At 67.4% G+C, this 5,475-nt stretch carries 7 protein-coding genes and 4 pseudogenes; 5 read left to right on the forward strand and 6 right to left on the reverse strand.

What is annotated here, in order from left to right; genetic code table 11:
• Positions 1-417 precede the first annotated feature (417 nt).
• Positions 418-1,184: pseudogene (locus ACFWSK_RS37230) on the forward strand (transposase).
• Between the two features lie 52 nt (positions 1,185-1,236).
• Here the strand turns inward: ACFWSK_RS37230 and ACFWSK_RS37235 are convergent.
• Positions 1,237-1,848, reverse strand: coding sequence for a hypothetical protein (locus ACFWSK_RS37235; protein WP_383796491.1), 612 nt, complete (start codon positions 1,846-1,848; stop codon positions 1,237-1,239).
• A 202-nt stretch (positions 1,849-2,050) separates the two neighbouring features.
• Between ACFWSK_RS37235 and ACFWSK_RS37240 the strand changes: the two genes are divergently transcribed.
• Positions 2,051-2,257: a hypothetical protein gene (locus tag ACFWSK_RS37240; protein ID WP_383796495.1), complete on the forward strand. Its 207-nt coding sequence runs from the start codon at positions 2,051-2,053 to the stop codon at positions 2,255-2,257.
• On the opposite strand, the gene ACFWSK_RS37245 is transcribed toward ACFWSK_RS37240, so the two are convergent.
• Together ACFWSK_RS37245 and ACFWSK_RS37250 are read right to left on the reverse strand one after the other, a co-directional pair.
• On the reverse strand, positions 2,249-2,815 hold the full coding sequence (locus tag ACFWSK_RS37245; RefSeq protein WP_383796507.1) for a transposase: 567 nt from the start codon (positions 2,813-2,815) through the stop codon (positions 2,249-2,251). The two genes, ACFWSK_RS37240 and ACFWSK_RS37245, sit on opposite strands and share 9 nt — an antisense overlap.
• Positions 2,731-3,270: a winged helix-turn-helix domain-containing protein gene (locus ACFWSK_RS37250; protein ID WP_383796498.1), complete on the reverse strand. Its 540-nt coding sequence runs from the start codon at positions 3,268-3,270 to the stop codon at positions 2,731-2,733. Before ACFWSK_RS37250 ends, ACFWSK_RS37245 begins: the two co-directional genes overlap by 85 nt.
• Before the next feature lie 29 nt (positions 3,271-3,299).
• On the opposite strand from ACFWSK_RS37250, the pseudogene ACFWSK_RS37255 reads away from it, so the two are divergent.
• A pseudogene (locus ACFWSK_RS37255) lies at positions 3,300-3,596 on the forward strand (transposase family protein); the annotation flags it as partial.
• Between the two features lie 308 nt (positions 3,597-3,904).
• Complete coding sequence (locus tag ACFWSK_RS37260; RefSeq protein WP_243627090.1) at positions 3,905-4,120, forward strand: DUF6243 family protein; 216 nt, start codon at positions 3,905-3,907, stop codon at positions 4,118-4,120.
• 106 nt (positions 4,121-4,226) lie between these two features.
• On the opposite strand, the pseudogene ACFWSK_RS37265 reads toward ACFWSK_RS37260, so the two are convergent.
• Positions 4,227-4,399: pseudogene (locus ACFWSK_RS37265) on the reverse strand (IS5/IS1182 family transposase); the annotation flags it as partial.
• Between the two features lie 173 nt (positions 4,400-4,572).
• Here ACFWSK_RS37265 and ACFWSK_RS37270 point away from each other — a divergent pair.
• Complete coding sequence (locus ACFWSK_RS37270; RefSeq protein WP_383796501.1) at positions 4,573-4,806, forward strand: hypothetical protein; 234 nt, start codon at positions 4,573-4,575, stop codon at positions 4,804-4,806.
• 21 nt (positions 4,807-4,827) lie between these two features.
• Here ACFWSK_RS37270 and ACFWSK_RS37275 read toward each other — a convergent pair whose 3' ends face one another.
• Together ACFWSK_RS37275 and ACFWSK_RS37280 are read right to left on the reverse strand one after the other, a co-directional pair.
• Positions 4,828-5,283: a VOC family protein gene (locus ACFWSK_RS37275; RefSeq protein ID WP_383796504.1), complete on the reverse strand. Its 456-nt coding sequence runs from the start codon at positions 5,281-5,283 to the stop codon at positions 4,828-4,830.
• A 52-nt stretch (positions 5,284-5,335) separates the two neighbouring features.
• Positions 5,336-5,475, reverse strand: a pseudogene (locus ACFWSK_RS37280) (IS630 family transposase); the annotation flags it as partial.

The following is a 5,475-nucleotide window of genomic DNA, read 5'->3' on the forward strand; positions in this document are numbered from 1 at the left end:
TGCACACAGTTGGCAGACCAGGCTCCGCGAAGCGACGCACGAAGAAGTCAACGACCCCGCGTCCACGCCGCACAGGTTAAAGATCAAGCTAAGGGTTGTCCCATATCTGCTGCTCGGGTGTCGCGACAGATACCCGGGCTGGCTGCCGTGCGGGTACTTCATAGCATTTGCCTACGGGCCGGCTGTGTTGTCAGTGGCTCGGAGTACGCTGCGGTGTGATGGGCCGGACGGAGATCGTGAGGGACTCGCGGCCATGGGGGGTGGGTCGGACAGGCCCCGGCAGCCAGCTCGGGACTGGAGGTATTTTGCCGTGACCCCACCCCCCAAATCCGCGCACTGGCTCAGGCACTGTCGCGAGAAGCAAGGTTGACCAGCCCATACACCGGAAGTGGATGCCGCGGGTGCCATGATCTTGCTGTGGCTGGTGTGATCACGGCGTCGGAGCCGTCCTGGACAGCCCCGTTCTCCGGGCTGAGCCCACGGCAGTTCGGCAAGCTGATCACCGCGCTGCGCCGGGAAGGTGCGGATCCGGTCCGCGGGGGCCGGCGGCCGTGGAGCCTGCCGCTGGAGGACCGGGTCCTGCTGGTCGCCGCGTACCGGCGCACCAACCTCACCCTGCGTCAACTTGCTCCGCTGTTCGGGGTGTCGAAGTCGGCCGCATCATCGACCACCTCGGCCCGGCACTCGCGCTCCAGCCCCGCAAGCGGTTCGGCAGGGACAGCGTGCTGATCCTGGATGGAACCCTGGTGCCCACCCGCGACCACACGGTGGCCGAGCATTCGAAGAACTACCAGCACTCCACCAACCACCAGGTCGCTATCGACGCCGACACCCGGCTGGTCGTTGCCGTCGGCCAGCCGCTGCCCGGCAACCGCAACGACTGCACGGCGTGGGAGCTGTCCAGCGCCTAGGGTGCGGTCGGCAGGTCCACGGTGAGCGCGGACGGCGGTTACCGCGGCACCGGCCTGGTCATCCCGCACTGCCGCAAACCCGGTCAGACCAAACTCCCGGCCTGGAAAGAGGACCACAACCGCTCACACCGCAGGGTCCGCGCCCGGGTCGAGCACGCCTTCGCCCGCATGAAGACCTGGAACATCCTACGCGATTGGCACCTCAGGGACGACGGCGTCCACCACGCCATGCTCGGTATCGCCCGCCTGCGCAACCTTACCCTCGCTGGATGACCGGGAAACAAGGCTGGTCAACCAGCATGACGCGCAGTCGTATGGCCTGCGGTTATCGGCGACCATCCTGTTTGCGCTGGCTGCGCCGCAGGGCCCGACGCTGCTTGCCTGGCAGGGTGGCGGCCAGCTCGCCCACCAGGGAGACGTCGTGGCACGTGCCATCCCGGCCGCCCCGGCACCACCACACCGGTGGGCCTGCTGAGTCCGCTTCGCTCTGGTACCAGCGGTCGGTGGTTCCTGCGGGCCGAGGGTGCATTCCGATCTTGTGTGCCGAGCAGATTGGCCAGACCCGCCAGAGCAGCTCCATGATGGTCTCCTGCGCCGCACCCGCGACCAGGGCGAGGACTGTCGTCGCATCGTCCGGCTCTGGGGGGTCGCCCTCCCCCAGGTCGCACGAATTGACCATGTTGCCGTGCCAACGGCCCTCCGGCATCGCCACGTAGATCTGGTCTCTATCCATGGCGCCTCGAGGTAGCGGCTCCCAGGACGGGACAAGCAACATGATTAGCGCGTCCTGGCCCGGCAGGGTTGCCAACAGGTCCCGGTTGACCACGGCGAGCGCAGCCTCCAACTTCGGCCACTGGCCGGGCTCGACTCGCCTGGGCTCCGGGAGGTGCTGCCGGTCGTGACCAGGACCGATACTGAAACGCGAGAAGTGGTTCACCGAGGCATCGTCCCAGCCGTTCCGATACTGAGGGCGAAATTTTCTCCCTGCTGGGGCCGTTCAGGTCTCTGGCCAGCGGGGTGTGTGGGTTCGAGGCCGAGGAGGTCGAGCAGGTGGAGCTGGATACCCCGGGTGATGGCGATGACGGGTGGGTCGGTGGCCCTGCCGACTCGTAGCCGTAGGTCGGAGAGGTGGTAGCGGAATGATCGAATGCCGGCCGGGCGCCCGGCTGTGGGGCCCCGACGACGAGGACTCCGGGTGGGTACCCTCCATCGATCTCTTCCTGCTCAACAGGGGCAACGCCTACGACGGCCTGGCCTGTCTCTTCGGAGTCCGCAATTCATTCGGCTTCCGCCCCCTGGCGGAAGACCGCGGCCTCCCGGATACTGACTTCAGCTCGTCAGGGTGACGTTGGTGTGTCGAGGGTGAGGCCGGTCCCGGCTATGAAGCCGTCGAGGGTGTGGGGCCGGTACTGAAGTCGTTTGATGCGGTTGCGGACGAGTGTTTCCAGGCGGTCGAGGGCGACGACTGCGAGGTTGGCGAGGCTGTTTTTGACGTGGGCCCATACGCCCTCGACGGGGTTCAGGTCGGGTGCGTAGGCGGGCAGCAGGAATACCGTCAGCCAGTCCCGGTGGTCGATCATCCGGCGTATTCTGCGGGAGACGTGCGTGTTCAGCCGGTCCCAGACCAGTACGAGCGGGGCGCGCACGAGGTGGTGCATGCCGTCGATCAGGGCGATGAAGTCGCTCTCGCTCATGCTGCGGCGCTTACTGTTGCCCGCCGGATGGGCGAGGAGACGGCAGGACAGGCGGGTGCGGGAGCCGGGCCGCATCGCGATCAGTCCGGCGACCGACAGCCGGCCGGAGCGGCGTCCGCTGACCGTCACGACCGGGGTGCGGCCGCGCCGGCCCCAGGTGCGTCCACGGGGCGGCCGCCGGGTGAAGCCTGCCTCGTCCTCGAAGCAGATGTAGCCCCCGCAGGCCGCCCGAGTCCTTTTACCTCCGCCCAGGTCGCCTTTTTCCACACCGTCACGGCCTCCTCGTCCCGCTCCGCCGTCCGGCGCGCGGGCATCTGCGGGGAGAACCCGAGGCGGTGCATCAGCCGGGTGGCGCCCGAGATGCTGTAGGAGACGTGGAACTTCCGCCCGATCAGCGTCGCCACCCGCGCCGCGGTCCACACCTGGTCCTCCACCCACCCGTGCGCGGCCGGCCCCTCCTCCAGGAAGGCCGCCAGCTTCCGAAGACTCCGAGGCGACAGCCGGCACCGCGAACCGCTCGCGCCCTGCGAGACCAAGGCTGTTGCCCCACCCTCCCGCCACGAACGGTGCCACTGATACGCCGACTTCCGGCTCACCCGCAGCCGCTTCGCGACCTCCAACGGCCCGATCTCCTGCTTGAACAATGCGACAGCCCGCATCCGCACCGACTCGCGACGCCGACGACCCTCAGCCGTCAGCCCGCACTCATCGGATCATCCGGATCTGCGAACGCCAGGGCGTCCCCATCCTGGCCGACCGCGCCTACACGGGTGCCGGCCCCTGGGTCACCACCGGACGCAGACGCCCACCCGGCGGGCAGCTGACCCCGACAGAACGGACGGTCAACCGGGCACTGGCCACGTCCCGAGCGCCCGTCGAACGCGGGATGGCACGACTCAAGTCCTGGCGCATCTTTCGCAGATCGCGATGCAGCCCGAATCGAATGACGTCAATCGCCAAGGCCGCCCTCACCCTGGAGAGGCAGCGCTGAAAACGCTCAGTAACGCCCTTCTGGACCTGCCTCGGGCGGGCGGCGACCACCAGCGGATGCCGGCTGTGCTGAGATTCCCGGAAGGATACGGCTTATCCTGGGCGCTCGCCCATGTCCCGGCCGATGCCGGGGCGGCGAAAAGGTTGGTTTGCGGGGCCGACGGAACCGGGTAACGTATTTGTCATGTTCTTCCAGCCGCCGATTTACGAGTGAGAGCGTGATGGGCCCACGCTGACGTCCTTCGACGTCGCCGCCCGTCCCCCACCGATGAATCCGTAGATCACTTCACATCATTACCGGGAGAACCCGTGACCGTGAGCAAGAACATCAACAACCCCGTTGGCATGGGCGGCGGCCAGCGCAAGAAGCTGTCGCGCGCCGAACGGCAAAACAACGGTCCGCACCGCAACCTCGACCGCCAGGGTGCAGCCGACCAGAAGGCGGAGCTGGTGCGCAAGATGCGCGAGAAAGCAGGCGCAGCTGAGGGCGCCGGGCAGGCGGGCGACGACACCGCTCAGAGCTGACGCATCGCCGCCGCAGAGCGGCACCGCACGGGGGCAGGGCCCGGACCGCGACGCGCGGTCCGGGCCCTGCCCCCGTACCGGGCGCGGCCGGTCCCACTCAGCTCTCGGCCACCACCCGGAGCACCCCTGTCCTCCAGGGGCAGCCCCAGGGCCGGCCGCACCGCACACCATCGGTGCCTTCGCGCCGCAGCGCCGTCACGAGCTTCGCGAAGTACCGCGGCTCAACCCGGTGACGGGGCCTATCCAGGACGACTCCGGCGCCGTGACCACACCAGCCACATCAAGATCATCCCATTGCTTCGGGTTCTCCCTGAGTGAACGCGGTGCGGCAGCGTTCAACCTGTTCGACCACCTGCTCCCTGAACCGGTGCGTGATCGCGTAGGGATGACGTGCTCGTCATGGCTGTGAATGTGGATCGTCGGTTCCAGGTCTGGATCCTCGTCGGGGATGTATGGTCCGCTGCACCATCCCGGACAAGGCCGACCAGGCGCGCAACCGCCAGAAGCTCGGCTCCCGTGGCGGTCGGCCTCCGCATTTCGATGCGGTGGATTACCGCGAGCGCCATGCGATCGAGTGCGGGATCAACCGACTTAAAAGGCACAGGGCAGTGGCCACGAGGTACGACAAGCTCTCCGTCCGCTACGAGGCGACGGTGCTGTCCGCAGCCGTGAACGAGTGGCTGTGACCAACACCGTCGCAACGACCCTCAGACGACGTCGAATTCGTTGCTCTCGGGGTCCTGCATGGCGGCGGCGTAGAGGCCCATGTCCGGCTCATCCTTGATCCGCAGCACGGTGGCGCCAGCTTTGACCAGCCGTTCCACCGTAGCCTTGACCCGCTGCGTACGGACGTCCAGTGGAACGTCACGGCCCCCACCGACCTTCAGGTCGAAGTGCCACCGGTTCTTGGCGACCTTAGGCTCCGGAACCTGCTGGAACCACATCCTTGGCCCACGCCCCACGGGATCGATGATCGACTCCGGAATATCCCCAGCCCCGGCCGGCAACTCTGCCTCGGGCACCCCCACCGCCGCCCAGTAAGCACGCCACGTGGCGTGCCCGCCCGGCGGAGGCTCAGGCACGTAGCCCTGGGCCTCGCCCCAGAAAGTCACCATTCTCTGCGGATCGGAGCAGTCGATCGTCAGCTGCACTGTCATCTCCATGCTCGGAGCGTCCCAGGCAGGTCTGACAGACGACCCACTTTCGCACCAGGCCCTAGTGTTCTGAGTCGGGAATTCTGTTCAGATAGCTGGCGAGGCATTCGAGGATTTCGTCGGCGGTCTTCGTCCAGACGTAGGGCTTCGGGTCGGTGTTCCAGGCGGCGATCCAGTTGCGGATGTCTTTTTCCAGGGCCT

This window comes from Streptomyces sp. NPDC058620, from assembly GCF_042717135.1.
In the GTDB taxonomy this organism is placed as follows: Bacteria; Actinomycetota; Actinomycetes; order Streptomycetales; family Streptomycetaceae; genus Streptomyces.